The organism is Corynebacterium antarcticum (genome assembly GCF_016595285.2).
GTDB classification, from domain to species: Bacteria; Actinomycetota; Actinomycetes; order Mycobacteriales; family Mycobacteriaceae; genus Corynebacterium; species Corynebacterium antarcticum.
Map to the genome: position 1 here is coordinate 590,875 of NZ_JAENIP020000001.1, position 24,655 is coordinate 615,529.

Annotated in this window: 19 protein-coding genes and 1 riboswitch; of the genes, 3 read left to right on the forward strand and 16 right to left on the reverse strand. The window is 66.1% G+C overall.

The features are described from left to right. Positions 1-60 precede the first annotated feature (60 nt). Positions 61-576 (reverse strand): polyadenylate-specific 3'-exoribonuclease AS, encoded by a 516-nt coding sequence (locus JIM95_RS02600; protein WP_200256810.1) that lies wholly within the window; start codon positions 574-576, stop codon positions 61-63. Positions 577-707: 131 nt separating this feature from the next. Between JIM95_RS02600 and JIM95_RS02605 the strand changes: the two genes are divergently transcribed. Then, positions 708-3,008 carry a glycosyltransferase 87 family protein gene (locus tag JIM95_RS02605; RefSeq protein WP_200256801.1) on the forward strand — a complete coding sequence of 767 codons (2,301 nt, stop codon included), beginning with the start codon at positions 708-710 and terminating at the stop codon, positions 3,006-3,008. Here the strand turns inward: JIM95_RS02605 and JIM95_RS02610 are convergent. Beyond that, positions 2,995-3,741 (reverse strand): cyclase family protein, encoded by a 747-nt coding sequence (locus JIM95_RS02610; RefSeq protein ID WP_200256797.1) that lies wholly within the window; start codon positions 3,739-3,741, stop codon positions 2,995-2,997. The genes JIM95_RS02605 and JIM95_RS02610 overlap by 14 nt on opposite strands. 103 nt (positions 3,742-3,844) lie before the next feature. Beyond that, positions 3,845-6,214, reverse strand: coding sequence for a 5-methyltetrahydropteroyltriglutamate--homocysteine S-methyltransferase (gene metE, locus JIM95_RS02615; RefSeq protein ID WP_200256796.1), 2,370 nt, complete (start codon positions 6,212-6,214; stop codon positions 3,845-3,847). 405 nt (positions 6,215-6,619) lie between these two features. Here metE and JIM95_RS02620 point away from each other — a divergent pair, with 405 nt between their 5' ends. Beyond that, on the forward strand, positions 6,620-7,501 hold the full coding sequence (locus JIM95_RS02620) for a sortase family protein (protein ID WP_200256795.1): 882 nt from the start codon (positions 6,620-6,622) through the stop codon (positions 7,499-7,501). A 47-nt stretch (positions 7,502-7,548) separates the two neighbouring features. Here the strand turns inward: JIM95_RS02620 and JIM95_RS02625 are convergent, their stop codons facing one another. From JIM95_RS02625 to ctaC, 13 genes are all read right to left on the reverse strand, one after another. Next, positions 7,549-7,908 (reverse strand): zinc ribbon domain-containing protein YjdM, encoded by a 360-nt coding sequence (locus tag JIM95_RS02625; protein WP_200256793.1) that lies wholly within the window; start codon positions 7,906-7,908, stop codon positions 7,549-7,551. Positions 7,909-7,960: 52 nt separating this feature from the next. After that, complete coding sequence (locus JIM95_RS02630; RefSeq protein ID WP_248702929.1) at positions 7,961-9,295, reverse strand: LssY C-terminal domain-containing protein; 1,335 nt, start codon at positions 9,293-9,295, stop codon at positions 7,961-7,963. Positions 9,296-9,378: 83 nt separating this feature from the next. After that, positions 9,379-10,128, reverse strand: a complete 750-nt coding sequence (locus JIM95_RS02635; protein ID WP_200256791.1) for a lysophospholipid acyltransferase family protein — start codon at positions 10,126-10,128, stop codon at positions 9,379-9,381. A 98-nt stretch (positions 10,129-10,226) separates the two neighbouring features. After that, the gene (locus JIM95_RS02640; protein ID WP_200256790.1) at positions 10,227-11,192 is read right to left on the reverse strand and encodes an ROK family protein; all 966 of its coding nucleotides are present in this window, start codon (positions 11,190-11,192) and stop codon (positions 10,227-10,229) included. A 96-nt stretch (positions 11,193-11,288) separates the two neighbouring features. After that, a complete protein-coding gene (locus JIM95_RS02645) occupies positions 11,289-12,431 on the reverse strand; it encodes a glycosyltransferase family 4 protein (RefSeq protein WP_200256789.1) in 1,143 nt (380 codons plus the stop codon). 18 nt (positions 12,432-12,449) lie between these two features. After that, on the reverse strand, positions 12,450-13,514 hold the full coding sequence (locus JIM95_RS11465; RefSeq protein ID WP_200256788.1) for a C40 family peptidase: 1,065 nt from the start codon (positions 13,512-13,514) through the stop codon (positions 12,450-12,452). 231 nt (positions 13,515-13,745) lie between these two features. Continuing rightward, positions 13,746-14,366 (reverse strand): C40 family peptidase, encoded by a 621-nt coding sequence (locus JIM95_RS02655; RefSeq protein ID WP_200256786.1) that lies wholly within the window; start codon positions 14,364-14,366, stop codon positions 13,746-13,748. Between the two features lie 15 nt (positions 14,367-14,381). Beyond that, positions 14,382-14,557, reverse strand: a riboswitch (cyclic di-AMP (ydaO/yuaA leader). Between the two features lie 881 nt (positions 14,558-15,438). Continuing rightward, the gene (gene qcrB / locus JIM95_RS02660) at positions 15,439-17,070 is read right to left on the reverse strand and encodes a cytochrome bc1 complex cytochrome b subunit (protein WP_200256785.1); all 1,632 of its coding nucleotides are present in this window, start codon (positions 17,068-17,070) and stop codon (positions 15,439-15,441) included. Next, complete coding sequence (qcrA, locus tag JIM95_RS02665; protein WP_200256784.1) at positions 17,067-18,272, reverse strand: cytochrome bc1 complex Rieske iron-sulfur subunit; 1,206 nt, start codon at positions 18,270-18,272, stop codon at positions 17,067-17,069. The genes qcrB and qcrA overlap by 4 nt, the downstream gene beginning before the upstream one ends. Further along, the gene (gene qcrC, locus JIM95_RS02670) at positions 18,269-19,159 is read right to left on the reverse strand and encodes a cytochrome bc1 complex diheme cytochrome c subunit (protein WP_200256783.1); all 891 of its coding nucleotides are present in this window, start codon (positions 19,157-19,159) and stop codon (positions 18,269-18,271) included. Before qcrC ends, qcrA begins: the two co-directional genes overlap by 4 nt. 92 nt (positions 19,160-19,251) lie before the next feature. Beyond that, on the reverse strand, positions 19,252-19,866 hold the full coding sequence (gene ctaE / locus JIM95_RS02675) for an aa3-type cytochrome oxidase subunit III (RefSeq protein WP_198736303.1): 615 nt from the start codon (positions 19,864-19,866) through the stop codon (positions 19,252-19,254). A gap of 738 nt (positions 19,867-20,604) precedes the next feature. Continuing rightward, the gene (gene ctaF, locus JIM95_RS02680; protein ID WP_200256782.1) at positions 20,605-21,036 is read right to left on the reverse strand and encodes an aa3-type cytochrome oxidase subunit IV; all 432 of its coding nucleotides are present in this window, start codon (positions 21,034-21,036) and stop codon (positions 20,605-20,607) included. 15 nt (positions 21,037-21,051) lie between these two features. Continuing rightward, positions 21,052-22,188, reverse strand: a complete 1,137-nt coding sequence (ctaC, locus tag JIM95_RS02685; protein WP_200256781.1) for an aa3-type cytochrome oxidase subunit II — start codon at positions 22,186-22,188, stop codon at positions 21,052-21,054. A gap of 518 nt (positions 22,189-22,706) precedes the next feature. On the opposite strand from ctaC, the gene asnB reads away from it, so the two are divergent. Then, on the forward strand, positions 22,707-24,629 hold the full coding sequence (gene asnB / locus JIM95_RS02690; protein WP_200256780.1) for an asparagine synthase (glutamine-hydrolyzing): 1,923 nt from the start codon (positions 22,707-22,709) through the stop codon (positions 24,627-24,629). Positions 24,630-24,655: the final 26 nt, after the last annotated feature.

Below are 24,655 nucleotides of genomic sequence, written 5' to 3' on the forward strand. Positions count from 1 at the left end.
CAGCACCCACCGTGCCTTAGCCCCCTGAAAGTACCCGCATCCGACGGGCGCGACAGCGCATCAGTACGCGGAGCGCACCCGATTCCGGTTGTCCATCGGGAGATGGCGTTCGCACAGCCGGAACTTGTCCAGGTTGTGCCGGGCGTCGACGAGGGCGTCATGGTTCCCCTCGGGGAGATCCGGCAGTGTGGGCCGTCCCGCGGCCTCCCAGTACTGGCGCAGTTCATGGGTGAATCGGGGCAGCGAGCGGGGCAGTGCCCTCATGTCCCCGAACAGCTGCGCCAGAACGACGTGGTCGTAGGCGCCCACCCACGCCCAGAGCTCCGGCGCCCCCGGTCCCCCGGTGAGGAACTCCTCCACCTCATCCCTGATGGTGGCCAGGTTCCGCCACACCGGGGAGCTGATGTTCGGCAGTTGCGACAGCACGTGGCGCTTCACCCAGTCGTTCGCGCGCCGTGGATCGAACTCGGTCGACACCGCGTAGTACTCGCGACCGTCCTCCGCGACGATCCCGATGGAGACCAGTTCTATGGTGCGACCGTCCTCGATGAATTCGGTGTCGTAGAAGAAACGCACGGGAGAGCACCTCACTGTTCGTCGATGGCCCGGCCGGATCGGCGGCGACGCCCGGACCGCAGCGCCACCCGACCCAGACTATCGGGCTGCCCCGTTCCGCCGACGGGCCGGGGCGGATAGAATCCCGGGTCATGTCTGATTCCGCCCCCGGCACCTCCTCCGGCCACAGGTTCGAAACGGTACCTGTCGCCCTCCGGGCCACCGCACTTCTCGCGGTCATCGTCTCGGTGATTCCGATGGTGTTCAACATGTCCCGCCCGGACAACGGGCGACTGCTCCGCTACCACATAGACTTCGATGTCTACCGGAGCGGCGGGCGTGCGCTGATCGACGGCGTTCCGCTGTACACCGTGTCGTTTCCGGTCGGCGGCATAGAACTGCCCTTCACCTATCCGCCGATCGCGGCCATCTTCTTCGCTCCAACCGCACTCGTGGACAGGGATCTCGGTGCCGCGCTGATGAATGTCGTGAGCGTCGCCGCACTGTGGTGGTGTCTCGTCGTCGTCCTCGACCGGCTCCGCCCGAACTGGGGACCGGCGACGGGCAGAACGGTGGCGCTCGTGCTCCTCGCACTCCTGCTGCGCCTCGAACCGGTGACGGAGACGCTCAACTTCGCGCAGGTCAACATACTCCTGATGGCCGCCGTCATACTCGATGTCCTGGCGCGGCGCACCCGGATTCCCCGGGGCACACTCATCGGCCTGGCGGCGGCGATCAAACTGACCCCCGCGGTGTTCGGCCTCTACTTCCTGGTGCGGCGGGACTGGCGCTCCGCGGGGATGTGTGTGCTCTCCGGAGTGGGATTCACCACCCTCGCGTGGTTGATCACCCCGGCCAACTCCGCCGAGTACTGGCTGCACACCCTGTCCGACCCCGACCGGATCGGGCAACTGTCCTACAGCGGCAACCAGTCGATCCGCGGAGTGCTCGCACGCATCGTCGGGGAGGGACTCCAGACGCCGCTCTGGTTCCTCGCCGTCCTCACCGTCCTCGCCGCGGTGATCGTGGCCATGCGCCGGGCGGTGGCGCACGGGGCGTTCCTCGGCGCGATCCTTCTGAATGCGACGGTGGCGCTGCTGTGTTCCCCGGTGTCGTGGACCCACCACTGGGTGTGGATCGCCCCGGTGATCGTGGTCCTCGGGGTCCGCGCGCTGGATCTGCGGGGCACCCGCGCGGGCGGGTTGGCCTTCTGGCTGGCGGCGTCCTTCTTCACCGCAGCGGTCGTAGCACCGCACTGGACCCTCCCCTACCGGGGCGCCGAGGAGGACTGGTCGCCGGTGGCCCTTCTCGTCGGCGGGACCTACGTCCTTCTCGCGGTGATCCTGATCGGCGCGGCCACGGTCGCCCCGGAGATTCTCGGGGGCGGCCCGGGTCGGCTCGGATCAACCCCTGCCCGACTTCCCGCGTGGCCGGGTGCGGCACTGGCCGCCGTCGTCGCCGTCATCTCCTCCGGAGTCGTCGGCGGGTCCACCCCGGGGGTCGTCCCGAACGACGTCAGCCAGGAGTCGGCGGCGGTGATCGAAGCAGTGCTCGCGGCGGGCGGGGGGACCGCACACGCGTGGCCCGGGCTCGCCGTCGTCGTGGTGCTGGCACTGCTCGGGCTTCTCGTGGTCGTGCCCGTGACGGGGTGGCGCGTGATCGGGTTCGCAGCTCCGGTCATCATGCTGGCGCTGCCCGTACGGCTCGGGCTCTCTGCCGCCCCCCTGACGCTCCTGGCGGTGGGACTGCTCTCCGCGGACGCCTTCGCGCCCAGGATCGGGAGACTCCCGCGCGGGGTGCTGTCCGGGGTGGCGGTGGGACTTTCCGGGTGGCCGGTGCTCGCCCTCGGTGCGGTGGCGCTCCGGGGTGGTCGACGTGCCGTGTCTGTGGCGCTGGTGTCGGGGGCCGTCATCCTGGTCGCGGCGTGGCCTGTCGCGGGTCCGCTTCCCGGATTGACGGGTCTGCCGCTCGATTCCGCCCTGAACGCTTCCCCGGCAGGGCTCTTCGCCCGTGTCACGGGGAGCGGCAGCCCGTTGGTGACGGTGGTTCCGGCGGTGGTCGCCGCGGTGTTCCTGGCCTGGGTCCTGCACCGGTTGCGGAACTCCGGTGCCACGACGGCCGAACAGATGTCCGCGTGGCTGACCGTGCCGCTGCTGGTTCTGCCCATGGTCCCGGTGCAACGGTGGGCCCTCGCGGCACCACTGATCGTGGTGCTGCTGATGAGGGTGTGGTCCGGGCGCGGAAGCGGGGACGCCCGGATCACCGGGGCGGCCGCGTTCGGTGCCTGGTTGTTGGTGTCGTTCTGGCCGCCCACCGCACTCGAATCATCCCTGCCCGGGTACGCCGGGGGCGGGAATCCGTTGACCGAGCTCCTCGCCCTGACCCCGGTGCTCTACCTCGTGGTCACCCTGGTTCTGCTGTCCCGCGGATCCCGGCGGATCACGGGAGGATAGCGAAGACCCGGGCCGGGAACCCGGTGCCGTCCTTCGGCTTCGCCCAGGTGGCGACGACGAGTGCCCCTGTCTCGGGGAGCTGGTCGAGGTTGGTGAGCAGCTCGATCTGCCACCGGTCCTGCTGGAGCAGGAACAGTTCGGTCGGCAGTGCTCCCCCACTGACCACCACGCCGGGGTCGGTGTCCGTGGTCTCGTGACCGATGGCGGTGATGCCGCGTTCCTCGAGGAGGAACCGGACGACCTCGATGTTCCAGGCCGGGTAGTGGAACACGCCGTCGGCGTCGGCGTTGAACATGGCGTCCGCGTCGGGCCAGCGTTTCGACCAACCGGTCCGCAGCGCGACGAATCCGCCCTCGGGGATGCGGCTGTTGCGTTCCTCCCACGCGAGCACGTCGTCCACGGTCGGGGTGTAGTCCGGGTTTCCGGCGACCTGTTCGGTGACGTCGAGGACGGCCAGCGGAAGGATCATCTCGTTGACGGGCAGCTCGTCGAGGGTACGGGCGCCGTTGACGAAGTGGATCGGGGGGTCGACGTGGGTGCCCCACTGACCGACGAAGCGGTACTCGTCGACCGTGAAGCCGTGATCGGTGACGGTGAACAGTCTGGCGCGCTCCTCGTCGGGTAGCGCGGAGAATTTCGGTTGTCCGGCGTGGAACGCGTGCGTGAGATCCACGTAGCGGTGTCCGGAGCGGAGCCGGGTGGCGAGTTCCCAGAGGGAATTGTTGTCGGTCATGGTGTGTCCTCGGAAGGGTGTGCGGGAAAGGGGAACCCCCGCGGTCGTCGTCGTGTGTGTCGACGGCCACGGGGGTCTGTTCGGGTGGGGTACCGACCGTGGATCAGACGGCGGAGCGGGCGTTCTTCGCCGCGGCGACGAGAACCTCGATGCTCGCGGTCGTCTCGGGCCAGGCGCGGGTCTTCAGACCACAGTCCGGGTTGACCCAGAGCTGGCGGGGATCGACGGAGTCGAGAGCGGCGGCGAGCAGCTCGTCGACCTCGCCCCGGTCGGGGACGCGCGGCGAGTGGATGTCCCAGACGCCGGGGCCGACGCCGGCGTGGAAACCGGAGTCCTTCAGCGCGGAGAGCACCTGCATGCCGTTGCGGGCGGCTTCGATGGAGGTGACGTCGGCGTTGAGGTCGCTGACGGTGCCGATGAGCTCGTTGAACTCCGAGTAGCACATGTGGGTGTGGATCTGGATGTCGGCGGCGACACCGGAGGTTGCGAGCCGGAAGGATCCGACGGCCCAACGGAGGTAGTCGGCCTGCTGCTCGGCCTTCAGCGGGAGGAGCTCGCGGATGGCGGGCTCGTCGACCTGGATGATCTTCGCGCCGGCGTCGACGAGGTCGTCGATCTCGTCGCGGAGCGCGAGCGCCACCTGGTCGGCGGTCTCACCGAGCGGCTGATCGTCACGGACGAAGGACCAGGCGAGCATGGTGACCGGGCCGGTCAGCATCCCCTTGACGGGCTTGTCGGTGAGGTCCTGCGCGACGCGGAACCAGTCGACGGTCATCGCGGTCGGGCGCGTGACGTCGCCGAAGAGGATCGGCGGGCGGACGCAGCGGGAACCGTAGGACTGGACCCACGCGAGATCGGTGGAGTGGTAGCCCTCGAGCTGCTCGGAGAAGTACTGCACCATGTCGTTGCGCTCCGGTTCACCGTGGACCAGAACGTCGAGACCCAGTTCCTCCTGGCGGCGGATGACGTCGGCGATCTCGTCCTTCATCGCCTGCGTGTACTGCTCGTCGGTGAGCTCGCCCTTCTTGTGGGCCGCGCGGGCACGCCGGATCTCGGTCGTCTGGGGGAAGGAACCGATGGTGGTGGTGGGCAGCGGCGGCAGGCCGAGCGCCTCGCGCTGGGCGGCGACACGGGTGTCATAGTCGTCGCGGTCGCGGTCGGCGTCCGTGACGGCCGCGGTACGGGAGCGCAGCTGCTCGTTGTGGGTGCGGGCGGATCCTCGGCGGGAGGCGACGGCCTTGGCGGATTCCTCGACCGTCGCGCGGTCGGCATCGTCGTCCGCACCGGTCAGGGTGCGGGCGAGAAGTGCGACCTCGGCGGCCTTCTCCGCGCCGAAGGCGAGCCAGGAACGCAGCTCGGCATCGTCGTCGAGGGAGGTCTCCTGGGCGAGGGAGTAGGGGACGTGGAGCAGGGAGCTCGAGGTGGACACGGCGACGGGACCACGGGCCTTCAGTGCCTTCAGGGTGTTCAGCGCGGCGCTGAGGTCCGTGCGCCAGATGTTGCGGCCGTCGACGACTCCGGCGACGAGCAGCTCCTCGCCCTTCCAGGACGGGAGGAGTTCCGTGTCCGGGGTGGCGGTGGCGTCGGAGCGACGCTCGTCGGTGCGACCGGTGACGAGGTCGACGCCGATGGCTGCGACACCTGTTCCGGTGAGGGTGCGGACGGCGACATCGCCGTCACCGAAGTAGGTCTGGACCAGCAGCTCGGGCGCGCCGGGGGCGGCGGCCGCGGCGGCGGCGAGACGCTCGTATGCGGCGCGGGTGCGGGCGAGCAGTTCCTCACGGCGGGCGACATCGCCCGCGATGTCGGTGACCAGCCAGGGCTCGTCGAACTGGATCCAGGAGACGCCCGCCTCGGCGAGGTCACCGATGAGGGTGACGTAGGCCTCGGTGACCGTGTCCAGGTGGTCCAGCGCGTCGGAACCGTCAGTGGTGCGCGCGAGCGCCAGGTAGGTCAGCGGACCGACGATCACGGGGCGGACCGGGAACCCGCCCGCGGCCAGTTCCTTCACGTCGGCGACGAACGCCGCGTCGTCGAGCTCGAACCGGGTGTCCGCGGCGAGTTCGGGGACGATGTAGTGGTAGTTGGTGTCGAACCACTTGGTCATGGCCGACGCGGGGAGCTCGGCGGTTCCGCGCGCCGCGGCGAAGTAGCGGTCGATGTAGGCCGGCAGATCGTCGCCGTCACCGGTGCTCTCGTGGTCCGCGATGTCGCGGACCCGGGCGGGGAGCACTCCGAGCAGCGCCGAGGTGTCGAGGATCTGGTCGTAGAAGCTGCGTCCGATGGTGGGGACGGAGTCGAGACCGGCGTCGACGAGGTCCGCCGCTGAGTTGCGGGCCAGAACACGGGCGGTCTCCGCGAGAGCGGTGCCTGTCGAGGAGTCGCGCCAGTAGGTTTCCAGTGCCTTTTTCAGCTCGCGCTTCGGTCCGATGCGGGGCACACCTGCGACGGTGGCGGTAATCGAGTTGCTCATGATGGGTGGAGGGTCCTTTGTGTTCGTCTTGAACAGATCGGTTTCGACCGCCGGGGGCGGCCCGTGATGGCCTGCGGCCGTGAAAACAAGCCAATACTAGACCGCTTTGTCTGTCAAGTGGGACCGCTCCCACTCCCGTCCCGGGCTACGCCGGAAAGACCGGGGGTTCATCACGTCGCGGCCGCAAAATGCCGTTCAACTGCACAGACGATCACCTGACGGCGTTCCACGGCACGCGCCCGTCGGAGATCACCCTCTCCCCACGATGCCCACCCCCGGAAAACACGCGCTCCACCTCACCGCCGCGCCATTCGACGGACCGGTCTGTCTAACCCGTAGCCGTACCACGACCTCCTCCACCCCGGTGCTGGTGGAGACCCGTCATGCCTGCGTACCATGGGCAACATGAACGAAGCCCCCACCGGTGTCCGTCCCCACCTCCGTACAGTCCTCTCCGTACTCGGAGTGGTTCTGCTCACCATCGCCACCGTCGTGCTGGTGGCCGCCAGTACCGCCGGGTCATCCCGGGGCCAGGCGGACCCGAATCCGCCGTCCACGACGATGGTCGGCTCAACGGAAGCCTCGCCGACGCCGTCGACCTCCCCGGCCACGTCCGACCCGATCACTTCAGAGAGCACGACGCAGGTTCCTCCGGCGGCCCCCGAACCCGCTGATACGGCGGCCGGGGAGCCTGTCGCTCCGCAGCCTCCCGCAGCGCAGATCGCCTCTCCCGCGGCCGTCGTCGGTGGCTCGGGTCTCGGGGCGAACGGCGTGTTCCGGATGACCGGACCGGCACCGGTCGACCGTGCCGATTACGGCCCGATGGCCTACGTCCTGCCACTCAACCCCCCGGGGCCGCAGAACAGCATGGTCCGCTGGGTCGACGGGATGGGGGTCTCCCCCGGAGCGGCGGACCGGGGCACCGTCTACGTCCTCGGGCACGCCTGGGCCCAGCAGTGGCTCGTCTTCAACGGTTTCTCCGAACTGGCCACGCGGTCGGTCGACCTCGGCGCCCCACCACAGCAGGTTCCGGCCTACGGTGGCGGAACCGTGCGGCGCTGGTCGACCCCGGTCCTCAACGGCTCCCGGATCACCATGTCCGATGCCGGTGGACGGACGCGGGAATGGTCGGTGGACAACACGTGGCTCGTCCCGAAGTCGGACGCCATCAACGACATCGAGCTCAACTCCACGGACATCCCCGGACGCATCATCCTCATCGCCTGCTCCGTGGGCGGCGGCCGCGACCTGGACTACAACGTGATCGTCTCCGGGCACCTGGTCTGACGCCCGCGCCGATGATCGACGGCACCGGGCGTCGATGCACCGCCCGGTTACGCCTTCCGGACGACCGATGACTTGAGCTGCATGGCGCCGAATCCTTCGATCCTGCAGTCGATGTCGTGGTCACCGACCCCATCCACCAACCGGATTCCCTTGACCTTCGTCCCGGCTTTGATCGGCTGAGCGGAACCCTTCACCTTCATCGTCTTGATGACTGTGACGGTGTCCCCGTCGTGCAACGGGTTGCCGACGGAATCGACGATCACCGTGTCCCCGCCGCCGGCCGGATCCGGGGTCTCCTCGCCGGGTGCCCACTCGTGGGCGCATTCGGGACAGATGATCAGGGCGTCCAGCGGATAGGTGTACTCACAGGCGCATTCGGGGCACGGGGGTGTTGCGGTGTCGGTCATGATGTCCATCCAACCACGTCACACCGCAACCTCCCCCATCACCGCCTCCGAGTCAGCCCACCTCCGGACCCCGGTGATGCCGGGGCAGCGGCTCACGGCCGCTCACCCGGGTGCTCCACACACGGGCGGCGTCACCGGACAGGGCGAGCAGCAGCACGATGTTCGCTCCGACCGCCGTCGCCGCGCCCAACCCGTTGAACTGATCACCGGCGAGCTCGATGATCGCGCCGTCGACGAGGAGATTGAACAGAGCGAAACCGAGAAGACAGATTCTCGCACCGCCGCTTCCCCACCAGGTGCGCCACGCGCAGTAGAGGAGCCCCAGGTAACTGATCCCGCGGAGAACCTCCAGCGCGACACCCGGTCCCGTCCCGGCTTCTCCGATGAACTGTTCCAGCGTCTGGACGTCAACGATGATGTCGGCGACGACGCCGACGAGAGCGAGCAGCACTCCGGCGATGACGGAAGATGGTCGTTTCACCCCCGAATCCGGTGCGTACCGGGCCGGCAGATCGGGATCGGCACTCGCGGCGGCGCCAGCCGCGGGGTCCCGGATGTCGGGGTATCCGCGCGCGGCCCGGACCACCGCAGGTGGAAGGTCACCGTAATCCGTGGCCGAGGCACAACCTGTCAGATCGATGACCGGGAGATCTCCGTCCGTGTGCACCTCGTCACCGCCACCGTTGCGGGAGTGGTAACCGGTGGAGAATTTCTCGATCACCCGGTGCCGGATCCCGGGGTCGGCGCCCTCCAGGGAACTCACGATGTGATCACGTTCGACGTCGATGTCGGCGTCGATCTTGTGGGTGATCTGCAGAGTGAACAGGGAGAGCCCCACAGCTCGGTCGTACGTACCGGCGGCCACCCACTGCGCCCGGATGCCACCTGGCAGGTACCAGCCGTCGGGGCAACGCCAGAACCGCACGTGGTGCCGTTGTGATGCGTTGCCGTCGACCTCCTGCTGATAGGCGAGGCACTGCTTCCTCCCGAACACCAGGAGTGGACTCACCGGCGCCTGCGGGTAGCTCTTCCGGAGCAGCGCCGAGCGGATGATCCCGAGTGAACTGCGCAGCGTGACGTCGTCGGCGAGAATCCACCCCGCCTTCGTCATGGCCCGGTGAATCTCCCGGGCGGTCCCGTCCAGGGCGAGATTGATCGGATCCCCCAGCAGGCCGTCGGAGGTACGCGCTCGACCGATGAAGTAGTCCGGTACGTAGATCGCGGTCAGGAGGCTGTGGATGCGCGGAAGCACCAGGTATGCGACGACCCCCCAGAACGGGAGCAGCAGCACGAGGTGGAGTATCCGGGTACTGAACGATGCACGGAAGATGTCGACCGCCAGCATGACGGCTGCGAGTGTGGCGACGATGAAGAAGAAGACGTCCACGGCACGGCCGGGATGAGTCGCCCAAGCGGGTCGGGTGTGGATCTTCCGGGGATATGGCCTCTCCCGAGTATCGTCCACCATGTTCACCGTACCCGGTTGTAGACGGGTTCGATGCCCTCGGGATACCCGTGTCCTGCAGCCAGCGACTGCTTGACGTCCGCGGCATAGCAGTCGACGTATTCGTTGCCGGTCATCTCCACGAGAACCTCGATGATTCTGTCGGTCAGGGCTCTCGCTGCTTCGTAGCTGTTCTTGTCGAGTCCCCGGGAGGTGATGAACTCCATCGGGTCGATGGGCGAACCGATGTGCATACCGACTTTCGCGGGCCGGGGTATCCAGGTCCCGATCGGGTTCGCCCGCCGTGTGCCGAACATGGCTACGGGTATCACGGGTGCTCCGGTGGCCAGGGCCATCCGGGCGACGCCCGTCTTCCCCCGGTAGATCCGCCCGTCCGGCGACCGCGTGCCCTCCGGGTAGATTCCCAGGATCTTTCCCTCGCGGACGAGTTTGATGCCGGTCTCGATGGCCGAGCGTGCCGCGTTACCCGAACTTCGGTCTATCGGAACCTGACCGACGGAGAGGAAGAAGGCACGCTGCAGCTTCCCGACGATTCCCCTGCCGGTGAAGTACTCCTGTTTGGCGAGGAAGGTCACCCGCCTGGGGATGAGCAGCGGAAGGAAGAACGAGTCCATGACCGTCTGGTGGTTGGAGGCCATGATGGCGCCTCCCTCGGCGGGGACGTTCTCGACGCCCCGGACCTCGGGGCGGTTGTAGAGCCGCAGGAACGGCCCGATCACCACCTGCTTGAACAGCCAGTACCACTTGATCTTCATGGCGTCATACGCTCCTTCAACGAGATGACTCGAAACCTGTACGGCGACCGTTGCGGCCGATGTCCGCATGCGACGGGTGTCTCCCGAAGCCACCGGGCTCAGCAGCCACCGCTACGGGCGAGATCCGCCACGCCGATCATACCTGCGTCGGCACCCAACTCCGCGGTGGCCAGGCGTGCCACCGGACGGTGTCCGGCTCCGACGATGGATTCCTCGAACCGCAGGCGCGCCTCCTCGAGCCAGAGATCCGAGTCGGTGGAGACGCCTCCGCCGATCACTATCAACTCCGGATCGAGGATGTCCGCGACGATGCTCAGACCCTGCCCCAACCAGCCTGTGTAGTCGGCCACCGCGGCTGTCGCGACCGGATCTCCACCCCTGGCGGCAGCCATGATGGCGCGCCCGGTGAGTTCGCCGCCACCGTTCTCCCGGTAGGCGGCCGACAGTCCGTATGTACCGTCGGCACCCCGGTCGATGATCTCTCTGGCGGTCTCGACGAGTGCGGTGCCCGAACAGTAGCGTTCGAGGCAACCGGATTTACCGCAGGAACACGGTCGTCCGTCCCGGACGACCGTCAGGTGTCCGAACTCGGGGGCCGTTCCGTAGGCGCCACGGTAGAGCCTGCCGTCGATCATGAGCGCACCACCGATCCCGGTGCCCACCGCGAACAGGGTCCACACCCGCGCCCCCCGTGCCGCCCCGAAGCGGTACTCCCCCCATGCCGCGGCGTTCGCGTCGTGCTCGAGGGTCACCGGAATACCGAGCTGCTCCTGCAGCGTGTCCCGGACCGGTGCGTCCCGCCACGGTAGGTGCGGTGCGAAACGGACCGTGGTGCAGTCGGGATCGAGGAATCCCGCCACCGCGAGACCGACGCCGCCCACCTCGTACCGACGGCCGTGGTGGGCGACAATCTCCGCCACCGCGGATTCGAGTTCATCCGCGGTGGCCGGTGTGGGCACCTGGGCGGAGTCGATGATGCGGCCCGTGGCGTCCACCGCAGCACCCCGGAGGTTGGTCCCACCGATATCGAAACCGACGGTGACCGAACCCGATGGGAGTGGCATGTGCGCACCTTGCTTCTTTGACGTCCTGATCAACAACCTGGCCATTATATCGGGAGGTAACCGAAACTCCCCACTTGCGGCCCGACGCCCGGGCCACTAAATCGATGCAGTTCCGGACAGCACGTTCCGCAGACGCCCGCCCATGATGTCCCATGTCCAGTTCCCGAGGACGTGTCTCCTCCCCGCTTCAGCCATCCGTTCCCTCAGTCGGTCGCCGTCCAGCAACCGGATCAACGAATCCGCCAGAGCGGCCGTGTCACGCCCTCCGACGACGATCCCGGTCTCCGGTGTCACCGTCTCGGGTGCCCCACCGGAATCACCCGCGATGACCGGCACGCCGCTCGCCTGGGCTTCGAGGTACACGATCCCGAGGCCCTCCACATCGAGACCGCCGCCCCGGGTCCTGCACGGCATGGCGAAGACGTCCGCTGCGGCGAGAAGCCGTCGCATGGCGGAGAAGTCGAGTTTTCCGGTCAACCGGACGTTGTCCGCGATGGCTTCCGGGATCATCGAGGCGAGCCTGCGGCGGTAGCTCCCCTCCCCGACGATGAGCAGCCGCGCGTCAGGGTGCCGCGACACCACCGCCGGCATCGCACGGATGAGCTGGTCCTGTCCTTTCCGCGGGACAAGGCGGGAGATGCAGACGATCAGCGACGCCGCCGGGGGAATCCCGAACCCGCGTCTCGTCTCCATTCGCTCCGCCGCCGGGGCGGGCCGGAACAGCGTCGTGTCCACTCCGGAGGGCAGCGGGCTGAAGGTGACGTCCTCTCCGAAGGCGCTCCGGAACCTCCCCAGGGTGTAGTCGGAGATGTAGGTGACGTGATCGCAGCCCGCGCCGATCCTGCGGAGAGCGGATCTGGCCCCCGGGAGCATCGACCACCCGACCTCGTGTCCGTGGGTCGAGGCCACGATCCTCCGCGCACCCGCACGCCGTGCAGAAGGCGCCATCAGCGCGAGCGGCGCCGCAGCACCGAACCACACGGTCTCTATGCCCTCCTCCCGGATGATCCGTTCCATCTCACGGGACGTCGCCGGGGTGGGCAGCATGACCCTGCGGTCCCACCGGTACACCCGGTACCGGACCCCGGCATCGTGCTCCGCTGCGGCGACCCGGTCCTGGGTCGAGGCGAAGACGACCGTTTCCCCGGGGTCCAGGGTGTCGACGTAGTCCCTGAGGTAGGACTGTATGCCTCCGAGGGTGGGCGGGAAATCGTTGGTGACGAGGAGCGTCCGGGTCATCGACAGGGTCGCCCGCGGTCAGTAGCGGCGCGCGCCGACGAAAGGCATGGAGTCCATCGGGACCACCTGGACCGGGATCCCGTAATCCGAGGCGTGGATGACCATGCCGTCGCCGGCGTAGATACCGACGTGTGTCGCCCCCGGGTAGTACCCGATGACGTCACCCGGCTGCAGCTGGTCCCGGCTCACCGGAACACCCCCGGCCATCTGTGCCTGGGAGGTCCTCGGGAGATGCTTGCCCTGCTGGGCGTACGCCCAGACGACCAGACCCGAGCAGTCGAAGGCGTTGGGGCCGGTGGCTCCCCAGACATAGGGGGCGCCGATCTTGGTCATGGCCTGCTCGAGCGCCGACATACCGGACGGATTCAGCCCCATGATCCCGTCCAGCGAGTGGTCGACGGGACCGTTCTTGTTGATCCACGCGAGCTTCTCCGCCGCGGACATGCTCTCGACCCGTTCGCGGATCTCGGAGGTTCGCTGATCCAGCTCCGTGCGCTCCTTCTCGAGTTTCTCACGCCGTACGCGGAGGTCGCCCGCCTGGAACTCCGCCTGGGCCTGGGCGCGTGACACCGCACCACGTGCCTCTCCGGCCCGGGCCCGGGCATCCTCCAGAACACGCAGGGATTCGGAGTACCGGCGGGACAGCGCATTCATGTACGCGGACCGGTCGATGGCCTCCTGGGGGCCCGTGGCATCGATGAGCATGGTCAACGGATCGACGGTCACTCCGCGGTAGCGGGACTGGGCGATCCGGTCCACCTCCACACGGGCGTCATCCACCGCATCATCGGCCGCGTCAGCCTGCTCCAGAGCCTCTGCCGCGCGTTTCCCGAGCTCGTCGAGTTCGCGCTCCCGTTCGATCAGCTGTTCCTCGAGCGCCTTGACCTCCTCAGTGTGGGCCTCTGCCTCGTGGGAGAGACGGTCGAGCTCATCGATGAGGGAGCCGAGGTCATCGGACCCAGGCGCGGCCACCCGCGTGTCCACCGGGTCCGCTGTCGCCTGCGAGATCGGCGAGAGCGAGATACCGACAACGGCGATGCCTGCGAGCACCGGACGGAGACGACGGGACCTGCGGAGTTGCACGGAAAGACTCACCTTCGGGGAGAACGAACTGGGAGGGGCAGATCTCCTCGGAGCGCTGCACCCCTTGACTATAGAACGTGGAACGGCATCCGGTAAACGGGTGATCCGCTGATTCCTCCGGCAGAACCGGAGGTTGTGACAGTTGTTTCTGATGTTCCGGGGATCGACAGAACTGAGGCCGCCATCCGGGGATTACCCGGATGGCGGCCTCAGAGAATGGTCACTGAAAGATCAGTAGCGGACCGCCGAGTGGAACGGCATGTAGTCCAGGGAGGTCTCGGACAACGGGGTCCCGGACTGGATGGCGTGGATGACCGTTCCATGACCGGAGTAGATCCCGACGTGGGAGGCACCCGAGTAGAACGCGACGATGTCGCCGGCCTGCAGGTTGTTGTAGGAGACCGGGGTTCCTCCGGCGGCCTGCGCGTAGGACGTGCGGGGGATGCTCTTACCGACCTGAGCGTACGCCCAGGAGGTCAGGCCGGAGCAGTCGAAGGCGTTCGGACCGGTTGCACCCCAGACGTAGGGGGAACCGATCTTGGAACGGGCTGCGTCGACGACCTGCTGACCCTGGCTCGCCGGCTGAGCGACGGGTGCCGCGGCGATGGCCGAGTAATCGGCTTGGGCGGCCTGTCCCGCGAGCGAGGGAACCCACTCGGTGATACCCGGGACCGACGCGATGTTGGGGATGTTCTCCAGTCCCGCGACCTCGAACGTGATGTCGGTGTTGGGAACGTGAACCTGTGCGGCCTGTGCCGGGCCCGCCAGAGCGGCGGTGGCACCAAAAGTCACGACGGATGCAATTGCTGTGCGCTGGACCGTCTTGTTACTACGGCGGCTGTGCTTACCCACGAATGAATCTCCAAATCTTCCAGTGTTGTCTACCTGCCGGGTTAGCTGTCGGGTTCGGAAGCGGAAGGCTCCTACCCCACTCCACGGACGCCACGTGTGACGGCAGCCGTTCTAGTGCAGGACTCACCCCAGAAAGCTTGGTTGTCGGGTCCCCGGCTCGCGGTCCCGGTCGCGGACGGTGGTTCCGTCTCCGACCGAGGGTGCGAAAAGGCGCATTTTTCGGTTCTCATTGGCGGTGCTCCCGGGAAGTTCCCGTCGCCTGCCGCAATGTCTCGATCAGATTACGAAACGGATAACAACATGTCCACTCGAACCCCGGGGCAAGGGTCGTTATCCGTCCGTTATCGTTTCTACATCATTCCTGAACCGATCCACATCGCGGAGGACCCACCAATCTCCTTCATGGCAACCGCCACCCAGAAATCATTCTGACCTGCACATTCCCCAGCCCCCACAAATCTCGGAAGATCGCCCGACCCGCAGGGGCGGGCGGACGGTGATCTGCCACCGACCATAAACGTGTTCCTCGTCACACTTTGCCGAACCAGGCCGAATACTGCAGAAACGGACAGGATCAGAAGCCGGTGCCGTGTTCTCATGCGCATCACCCATCACATGCGTCTCCGGCCCCCTTTGGTCTCGGACCGTCACCGGCCCGGGCGACGGCACACGCGGCAACGGCTGCGCGGATCGCCCGGAGAGTGACACCCCGGTGCGGGATCGCGCCGGAAAGCCGCCTGCGGTGTGCGGCGATCCCGCATCAACCGGAATCGAGGTCGGGAAGCCTCTGTGCGGGACGCCGGGCCCGGATTCAGGTCCGGGGAACCAATCGTGTCGTCCGGAGACCCCACGACTCTCCGGATCTCTCTTCACGGTCGACCGCCCACCGCACCCCGCGGCCGTTCGAACTGGCCTGCACACCTATATATAGGTGTGCAACAAGCTCCACTGGCATCTCGCCCGATGAGCGGAGGTGGCCGGAGAATCGCCCTTGAATGCGCGGTACCCCGCTTCCCCGACCGGTTTTCGGTCGGCGAAGCGGGGTACGGAGCGCGGGGTCTGAGTACCGCCGTCAGTTGTCGAAACCGCGGGCCCTGTCCTCTGCACGGATCGAATCCTGCAGACGACGGAACATCTCGGTTTCCTCGTGGTGGTTGGCTTCCTCGATCTCCCGGGCCTTCGCTGCGAGCTCCTCGGGATCCGCCTTGAAGAATCCGCCTCGGCCGGGCTGTCCGCCGTAGCCGAGCTCGTTCATCTGCTTCGGTACCTTCGCGCCGGCGTACTCGAGCGGGATCGGGTGACCGTGCTCGTCGACCGGGCCGAGCGGCTGGTGGACCTCGACGAATGCACCGTTCGGCATCTGGTTGATGACGCCGGTCTCGATACCGTGCTCCAGGACCTCACGGTCCGAACGCTGGAGGCCGATGCAGAGACGGTAGGTGAGGAAGTAGGCCAGAGGCGGAAGGACGACCAGACCGATTCGACCGATCCACGTCATCGCATTCAACGAGATGTGGAAGTGGAGGGCGAAGAGGTCGTTACCGCCGGACAGCGTCAGGAGGAAGTAGAACACCATGGCCATGACACCGATCGAGGTACGGACCGGAACGTCGCGGGGACGCTGCAGGAGGTTGTGGTGTGCGTCGTCGCCGGTGATCTTCTTCTCGATGAACGGGTAGGTGAACAGCAGTGCCACGAGTATGCCGAGCATGATCGCCACCCAGAAGACCGCGGGGATGGTGTGGTTACCGAAGTAGAGTTCCCAGGCCGGCATGACACGCGCAGCGCCGTCCGTCCACAGCATGTAGATGTCGGGCTGCGAACCGGCGGAAACCTGCGAGGGGTTGTACGGACCGAGGTTCCAGATCGCGTTGATCTGGGTGACACCGGCGAGCAGCGCGAGCAGGCCGAAGGTGATGAGACCGAAGGCGACGGACTTGACCGCGAACACCGGCAGGATCCGGACGCCGACGACATTGTTCTCCGCACGACCCGGTCCGGGGAACTGGGTGTGCTTCTGGAACCAGACCAGTGCGAGGTGCGCGGCGATCAGCGCGAGGAGGATGCCCGGGATCAGCAGCACGTGCGCGATGTAGAAACGGTCGAGCATCAGATCGGACGGGAAGTCGCCACCGAAGATCAGCCAGTGCATCCAGGTGCCGATGACGGGCAGCGAGATCACGATGGCGGACATGATGCGGAGGCCGACGCCGGAGAGCAGGTCGTCCGGGAGCGAGTATCCGAAGAAGCCCTCGGCCACGGAGAGGAGCAGCAGGATACAGCCGATGATCCAGTTCGCCTCGCGCGGCCGGCGGAACGCACCGGTGAAGAAGATGCGCATCATGTGGACCATGATGGAGACGGCGAACATCAGCGCGGCCCAGTGGTGCAGCTGCCGGATGAACAGGCCGCCCCGGACCTCGAAGGAGATGTTCAGCGCGGTCTCGTAGGCGCGGGACATCTCCATTCCGCGGAGCGGCGCGTAGGTGCCGTCGTAGATCACCTTGGTGATCGACGGGTCGAAGAAGAGGGTGAGGTAGATGCCCGACATCAGCAGGATCACGAAGCTGTACAGCGCGATCTCACCGAGGAGGAAGGACCAGTGCGTCGGGAAGACCTTGTTGATCTGGGTGCGCATGACACCCGAGATCGTCAGCCTTGAATCGAGGTTGTCGGCTACTTGGGCCATTTTCTTGTTACTCATGAGCGACGCTCCCAGAAGGCCGGACCAACCGGCTCGATGAAGTTGCCAGCCGCGACGAGGTAGCCCTCGTCGTCGACGGTGATCGGCAGCTGAGGCAGTGCGCGGGCGGCGGGGCCGAACACCGGCTTACCGTACTGCAGAGCGTCGAACTGCGACTGGTGGCACGGACAGAGAATGCGGTTGGTCTGCTGTTCGTACAGCGAGGTGGGACAACCGATGTGGGTACAGATCTTGGAGTACGCGTAGTAGTCACCGTAGTGGAAGGCCTCCTGGCCCGCCCGCTGGATGGCGCGGGCCGCATCCGCACTGCGGAGCCGGATGAGCATGACCGGGTTGCGGGGACCGTGGATCGAGTGCATCTGCTCCTCGTACACGTCCAGCTTGGGATCGTAGGAGTCGCCGTCGTTCACGTAGTGCACGGGCAGCGGGTAGACCGTCTCCATGCCGCCGGCCTGCATGTCCTCGGGACGCATCCGCACCAGTCGGGTGACACCCTGGGTCGACATGTGACCGTCGTGCTCCTCGGCGATCGCGCCGGTGTCCCGGCCGAGGTAGAGCTTCTCGCCGTGGTCGAACAGCGTCCAGCCGGAGGTCCACAGGGTTCCGTCGCCCTGGATCCCGAGCGGGCCCTTCTTCCACGGGTTCTTGATCATCCCACCGAGCGGGACGAACATGGCGATACCGGCGAGAACGGCGCTGCCGCCCATGATCCCCATGAGAACCTTACGACGCCCCAGCGTCGAGGTCTCCCAGGAATCGTTCAGCAGAGCGACGATCGTTTTCCGGTCGACCTCGTCGGACGGACCGTCGTGACGTCGCTGTACCGCGACCTCCTCCGGAATGAAGCGCTTGACGAACTCGACCGCACCGAATCCGAGGGACAGCACGGAAAGCCCGAGCGTAAGACCCACGAGCGGCGTGTAGAGCGAGTAGAGCCACAGGCCGTCCTGGCCCAGGTACTTGTACTCCCACGGCCACGCGATGTAGATGACGATGCAGGCGAGCGCCATGATGCCGCCGAGGGCGAACCAGAAGCCGACCGTGCGCACCGCGCGCTTCTCGGCCGGGTCGTTGTCGAGCGGGAACCGTTCCTTGCGGTACGCGACGGTGACGTCGTCGAGCTCGGTGCCCAGACGCGCGAGCTCCTCGTTGGACATCGCGTTGAGTTCCTGGGTCGTGTACTTTTTGTCGGTATTGCTCATGAGCGCGATCCAATCCACAGAGCGGCGGCGACGAGAACCACGATGCCGAACAGCCACATCAGGAGACCTTCAGCGACCGGTCCGACACCGCCGAGACCGTAACCACCCTGGTCGGGGGTTTCCTTGACGGACTTCAGGAAGGCGATGATGTCCTTCTTCTCGTCCGGAGAGAGCTGCCGGTCCGAGAACTTCGGCATGTTCTGGGGTCCGGTGAGCATGGCCTGGTAGATCTCCTGCTCGTTCGCCGGAGCCAGCGGGGGCGCGAACTTACCGGATGACAGCGCGCCGCCCTTACCGGTGAAGTTGTGGCACGATGCACAGTTCAGGCGGAAGAGCTCCGAGCCCCTGGCGACGTCCGCCGGGTCGATGTTCCCGTTGTAGTTCGCACCGCGGAGGCTCTCGAGCGCGACGGAGCCGTCCTCGTTCCGCACGATCCCGGGGCCGCCACCGTTCGCGTTGACGTACGCCGCGAGGGCGAGGGTCTGTTCCTCGTTGTACCGGGCGGGCTTGCGCTCAGCCTGGGCGTTGTTCGACATCATCGGCATACGGCCGCTGTGAACCTGGAAGTAGACGGCGCCTTCACCGACACCGATCAGCGAGGGACCGCGGTCCTTAACACCCTGGAGGTTGGCTCCGTGGCAGGTGATGCAGGCGGTGTCGTAGATGTCCTTGCCCTCCTGGATCAGGGCCTGTTCATCCTTGGCCGCGGTGGCGGTCTGAACATCGGGCGTCAGAGCGCCGGCCAGGAGGCCGGTACCGGTCAGACCGACGGTCAGTGCGACTGCACCGGCTACGGTGCGCCGGACCTTGCGGCGATTCTTGACCTTCTTGGCCGAGTCCGCTGCCGGAGCAGCGTTCCCGGTGGTCTGTGGGTTGGTTTCCATCATTTTCCTTATTACGTGTGCTCGGAAAGTGAAGGGCTGTAGGCCTGTGCGCGGATACCCGGGGGTGAGTCCGTGATCGCGTCGGCAGCTACGGCCTACTTAATGAAGTAAATGGTGATGAACAGCGCGATCCAGACGACGTCGACGAAGTGCCAGTAGTACGACACCACCATCGCAGCGGTAGCCTGGGCGGGCGTGAACTTCGACTTGCTCACGCGGATGAGAACCACCACGAAGGCGAGAACACCGGCGAGAACGTGGGCCGCGTGGAATCCGGTCGTGATGTAGAAGACCGAACCGTACACGCTGCTCTGGATGGTCATGCCCTCGTGCACCGCGTGGGTGTACTCGTACATCTGACCCCCGAGGAAGGTCAGACCCATGAGTGTCGAGATCGTGTACCAGATCCGGAGGCTGAATACGTCACCCCTTTCAGCGGCGAAGACGCCCCACTGCGCGGTGAAGGATGACGCCACCAGAATGGTGGTGAACACCAACGCGTACGGGACGTTGAGAAAGCTGGTCCAGTGGTCCCAGCTCTCCCCCTGGCCGTTGGCGCGAGACACGAAGTACATCGCGAACAGGCCAGCGAAGAACATCAATTCCTGCGACAGGAACACAATGGTGCCGACACTGACCATGTTGGGTCGGTTCAGTGCCGCAACACGTTGCGTTGCTGCCATTCCTGGGTTTCCTACTGCGCTCGTCACGTGAACCAGTATGGTCGGTTTTCAGGTTCAAGTCACCTCACGCCCCCCGGTACATTTAGCTACACATAAAAAGATGCAGGTGTCGCGGGCGGCGCCTTAAATTTTCAGAAATTTTCCCGATCCCGTGGAACTTTAGGGCTCTTTCATCCGACGCAGGGTTTCCGCAGGTAGTGGGGCCGACCCCCCGAAACGCCTCCCCCGCCGTGCGCCGATCACAGACGAGCCTGGGCACCCCCGACCGCGTTGCGGCTCCCTGTCTCGCAAATCAACTGTGTGCCTTCTCACATTTTGCCGACCCCCTGAAAGCGCCGTCTACAACTTTAGTTTGACCCCCGATAACCTGGCTTTTTGAGCCTCACGATCGGCCCGACAGGCCGCGGGGAGCAGCTTCGACACCCACGGAACCCGCTTCGGGGAGCCGGAGTTGTTTCAGCTGACGCGCTCAGGCATTCCCCCCGTAACAGAGCCCCCGTTCCCGCCCGGAAACAGGCTCGACGTACACACCACCGGACACCCGTGGCAACGGCGGGAGACGACAGACGGACCGGGATCCCGACCCCCGGCTGCGTGAATCCGGTCCGTTCCGGCGTTCCGCGGTTCTCAGGAAACCCCGATCCGGAGGCCGGACCGAGCAGTCCAGGACTCCGGCACCCACCCGAAAAGGTGGTGCCCCGTCCGTATGACGGACGGGGCACCACCTTTCCCCCGGAAGGCTGGGGGCCGGACAAATCTTCTTCGTCAGTGCTTCTCGCGCGGAACTCCGTACTGGAGATTGAGCAGGGTCGCGAAGAGGATCAGCAGGACGGCGCCGATGGCGATGAGCCAGTAGGCCATGAAGACGATTCCGTAACCGAGTACTGCGATCGCGCAGGTCATAGCGAACGGCCAGATCGACGACGGGCTGAAGAAGCCGAGCATCCCGGAACCGTCCTCGATCTCGGCCTCCTCCCAGTCCTGCGGGAGGATGTCCATCCGGCGCTCGGTGAAGTGGAAGTAGGCGCCGAGCATGAGCGCGAGGCCCGCGGAGAGCGCGAGTCCGGTGGCGCCCGCCCACTCAAGTCCCCGGATGTTTCCGGAGTCGTTGAGGTGCATCGTGGTCACGGTGTAGATGATGGCCATGACCGCCATGAATACGGTGATCCCGTAGAAGATCTTGGAGGCGTTCCTCATTGTTGGTCAGCTCCCTTACAGTGCGGTCTTGTTGAGGTCGACGGTGTTGCTTCCGGGGCTGACGGACCGGGTGTCCGTGCGGCCGGGAAGGAACGGGCTGGTGCTGGTGGCGTAGGGAGCCTCACCGATGGCCTTCAGCGCCTCCGAGTTCGGGACGTCCGGATTGTCCATCCGGTACCTCAGGTACTCGGTGAACCGCTCCGGGGAAACGACCCGGATCTCCAGGTTCATCATCGCGTGGTAGGTACCGCACATCTCGGCGCAGCGTCCGACGAAGGCTCCCTCCTCCTCGATCGCGGCGACCTGGAAGCGACGCTCGGAGAGGTTGGCCTCCGGATGCGGGAATGCGTCACGCTTGAACAGGAACTCGGGGATCCAGAAGGAGTGCACGACGTCCGCCGAAGCGAGATCGAACTCGATGGCCGTCTGCGAGGGCAGAACCAGCACCGGGACCTCCTCGGTGGAACCGATGGTCTCGATCTTGTTGAAGTGGAGGTAGCTGAGGTCCGAGGCGGGCTTGCCGTGGATCGGACCGGCCTCGGTGGCGTGGTGCGCCTCCCCCTCAGCACCGCGGGTGGTGTCGAATCCCTCATGCTGCTCGGCGGCAGCCTGGCGCTCCCGGTCGGTCCCGTCGTACAGGCTGCCCGTCGGGGAGAGCTCCGGCGCGACCTCGCCGTAACCGAACTTCCAGTTCCACTGGAACGCGGTGACGTCGACGGTGACCTTCGGGTCCTTGTCCAGGGCGGTGACCTTGTCCTGCGTCTGGACGGTGAAGAAGAAGATGGTCAGCACGATCAGAATGGGCATGACCGTCAGCACGAGCTCGACGGGCACGTTGTACCCGACCTGCTTCGGGAACTCACCCTTGCCCTGCTTCTCGGCACGCTTCGCGGAGAACACGAAGAGCGAGTAGAGCATGAGGCCCCACATCACGGCGCCAATGATCCAGGCCGCGACCCAGATCCAGACCCAGAAGTTCCCCATGGCCGTCGCTTCGGGGGTGATTCCCTCCGGCCACCCGAAACGGAGGAGATGACCGATGGTGCCGCCGGGTGCCGCGACATCACAGCCGGCCAGGGCAAGACTGCCCGCACCGATGGTGCCGGCGAGCATCGCCTTGCGCCTGAAGCCACGCTTGTTTCGCTGTTCCACGTGTGTCTGCCTTCCTGTCCACACTAAATATGTAAGGACGTTAACGCCCTTCCTAACTTCGCAGACTATCGCATCCGGCACGGTAATCCACGCCGTTCGCTGTCGCTGCCCCTGCGCGATCATCGCGCGCCTGATAAAACAGTGAGGATTTTACTGCATGCGCCATGGTCAGACCCAACGCGAACCCCTTCTCCTGTTAGGCAACTCACAGCAGATCAATCTTGTGGCTACCCTCAAATGGGCGAATGGATCGACCGAGCGTCTATTGAGTCGCATGGCGCTTTGGAGTATCACGTTTCCGTCACCCCCACCGGCAGGCTCCTACCGTTGCCCCCGAAGTCACCCCCGTCCGCTGCAACCGACGGGCACGGTACGGATCCCGGTCCCCGACGACGACACGGCCGGGCGGCTACCCGAGCCACCGCGGGAACGACCCAAGTACAGTGATCCCAATGAGTCCGGTTCAGATCCGGACCGTCCCAAGTACCCGACCCCGACAGGAAGAAGGACACCCGGCAATGTGCGGTCTACTAGGAATGCTCACGTCCGGCGGTGACGCCGCGTCGTACGTGGCAGCTGTCGAGCAGGCCCTGCCCTGCATGCGGCACCGCGGCCCGGACGAGGACGGCACCTGGCACGATGATTCGGCTGTCTTCGGATTCAACCGGCTCTCGATCATCGACATCGCCCACTCCCACCAGCCCATCTCCTGGGGCCCCGAGGGCGAGCCCGACCGCTACACGATGACGTTCAACGGCGAGATCTACAACTACCTCGAACTCCGCGGGGAGCTCGAGGAGGCCGGGTACACGTTCTCCACCTCCGGGGACGGTGAACCCATCCTGGTCGGATTCCACCACTGGGGAGCCGAGGTGGTGGAACACCTGCGGGGGATGTTCGCGTTCGCGATCTGGGACACGACCGAACGGCAGCTCTTTCTCGCCAGGGATCCGTTCGGGATCAAGCCGCTCTTCTACGCGACCACGGACCGCGGAACCGTGTTCGCCAGCGAGAAGAAGTGCATCCTCGAGATGGGGCCCGCGATCGGTCTGGACCCGGCCCTGGACGACCGCGCCATCGAGCACTACGTCGATCTGCAGTACGTGCCGGAACCGGAGACACTGCACTCCGGGATCCGGCGGCTCGAGTCGGGGTGCACCGCCACCGTGTCCCCCGGTGGTGACGTCACCCAGCGTCGGTACTTCCGCCCCCGGTTCCCGGCCCGCCCCGTCACGAAGGGACGCGAGCAGGATCTGTTCGACCGGATCGCCGCGGCTCTCGAGGACTCCGTCGCCAAGCACATGCGCGCCGACGTGACCGTCGGTTCCTTCCTCTCCGGTGGAATCGACTCGACCGCCATCGCCGCCCTGGCGAAGCGCCACAACCCGAATCTCCTCACCTTCACGACAGGCTTCGAACGCGACGGGTACTCCGAGGTCGATGTCGCGGCGGAGTCCGCCGAGGCGATCGGTGCGGAGCACATAGTGAAGATCGTCTCCCCGGAGGAGTACGTCGAAGCCGTCCCCAAGATCATGTGGTACCTCGACGACCCGGTCGCGGATCCGTCGCTGGTCCCCCTCTACTTCGTCGCCGCCGAAGCCAGAAAACACGTCAAGGTGGTCCTCTCGGGCGAAGGCGCGGACGAGTTGTTCGGCGGCTACACCATCTACAGGGAACCGCTGTCGCTGGCACCTTTCAACCGGATCCCGGATCCGCTCAAGAAGGCTCTGGCGATGTTCTCCCGCTCACTTCCCGAGGGAATGAAGGGGAAGTCCCTCCTCGAACGCGGAACAACGCCCATGGAGCAGCGCTACTACGGCAACGCGCGTTCTTTCAACTGGGAACAACTGCAGCGCGTACTTCCCGATGCCCGGCGCGACTGGGACCACACCGACGTGACCGCACCCATCTATGCCGAATCCGTGGACATGGACCCGGTCGCGCGGATGCAGCATCTCGATCTCTTCACCTGGATGCGCGGCGACATCCTCGTCAAGGCAGACAAGATCACCATGGCCAATTCGCTGGAACTCCGCGTCCCGTTCCTCGACCGGGAGGTGTTCGCCGTCGCCGAGACGATCCCGTACGACCTGAAGATCGCCGAGGGCACCACGAAGTACGCCCTGCGCAAAGCTCTCGAACAGATCGTTCCCCCGCACGTCCTCCACCGGAGGAAGCTCGGTTTCCCCGTCCCGATGCGGCACTGGCTCGCCGGAGAGGAACTCCACGACTGGGCGCTCGCGACGATCAACGAATCGGGCACGGAGCACATCTTCAACATCCCGGCGATCCGCGAGATGCTCGCGGAACACCGCAAGGGCGCATCCGACCACTCGCGCCGCCTGTGGACCGTCCTGGCATTCATGATCTGGCACGGGATCTTCGTCGAGGACCGCATCCATCCGGACATCGAGGACAGGGACTACCCCGTGGAGATCTGACGCCACGGGGCACCCCACCGGTACCG